Below are 1082 nucleotides of genomic sequence, written 5' to 3'. Positions count from 1 at the left end.
GGCGACCGCACCGGCAATCATGCCGGGCTGACGCTGTGCTATCGTTATGCAAAAAATGACATAACTCCGAAGACGGCACACGCATGACTTTCTTCTCGGTTCTCCTCGCTCTCATCATCGAACAGGTCCGCGCGTTGTCGCCGAACAATCCGGTGTTCGCGCTGTTCCAGTTTCACGCGGAAACCGTCGCGCATGGTCTCGACGCAGGCAAGCAGAAGCATGGCATCCTCGCATGGCTCGCGGTCGTGCTGCCATGGGTGCTGATCGTCGCGCTGATCTATTTCCTGCTGTACAAGGTGAGCTTCGTGCTCGCATTCATCTGGAACGTCGTCGTCGTGTACTTCACGCTCGGCTTCCGCCAGTTCAGCCACTACTTCACCGACATCCACCTCGCGCTCAACAATGACGACGTGCCGCGTGCGCGCGAAATCCTGCACGAGTGGACCGGCATCGACACGGTCGACATGCCGGTCGGCGAAATCGTCCGCCATACGCTGATTCATGCGGTCGTCGCGTCCCATCGCCACGTGTTCGGCGTGTTCTTCTGGTATGTGCTGCCGATCGGCCCGGCCGGTGCCGTGCTGTACCGGATTTCCGAATACCTCGCGCGCAGCTGGTCGACGCCGGGTGACGACCGCACGGCGGCCTTCTCGACGTTCGCGCAGCGCGCATTCTTCGTGATCGACTGGATTCCCGCGCGATTGACCGCGCTCGGCTTCGCGATCGTCGGCAATTTCGAGGACGCGATCTACGCGTGGCGCAATCACACGCGCCAGTGGCCCGATCCGAACGATGGCGTCCTGCTGGCAGCAGGCAGTGGTGCGCTCGGTGCCCGTCTTGCGGGGCCGCTCGCGGAACCGTCGAGCCTCGATGCGCTGGCGGTCGGTGACAGCGGCCCGTTGACGGTCGGCGACGATTGCACGCCGCGTACACTGCAATCCGCGGTTGGCCTTGTGTGGCGCGCGGTGATCCTGTGGATGATTCTGCTCTTGATGCTGACGCTCGCCGTCTGGGTGTCGTGACGGGGCAGGGCGGTATCCGATGAAAGGCAAAAGGCCGGCTTGAAGCCGGCCTTTTTGCTG

Annotated in this window: 1 protein-coding gene; it reads left to right on the top strand. The window is 62.8% G+C overall.

The features are described 5' to 3' along the window. Nucleotides 1-83 precede the first annotated feature (83 nt). The gene (locus tag JYJ84_RS37315; RefSeq protein WP_043181898.1) at nt 84-1022 is read left to right on the top strand and encodes a CobD/CbiB family protein; all 939 of its coding nucleotides are present in this window, start codon (nt 84-86) and stop codon (nt 1020-1022) included. The last annotated feature ends 60 nt before the right edge of the window (nt 1023-1082 follow it).

The organism is Burkholderia sp. LMG 13014 (assembly GCF_905232215.1).
Taxonomy (GTDB): Bacteria; Pseudomonadota; Gammaproteobacteria; order Burkholderiales; family Burkholderiaceae; genus Burkholderia.
Note: the sequence above shows the minus strand (reverse complement) of the source record. Positions and strands in the feature narration are given on the sequence as shown.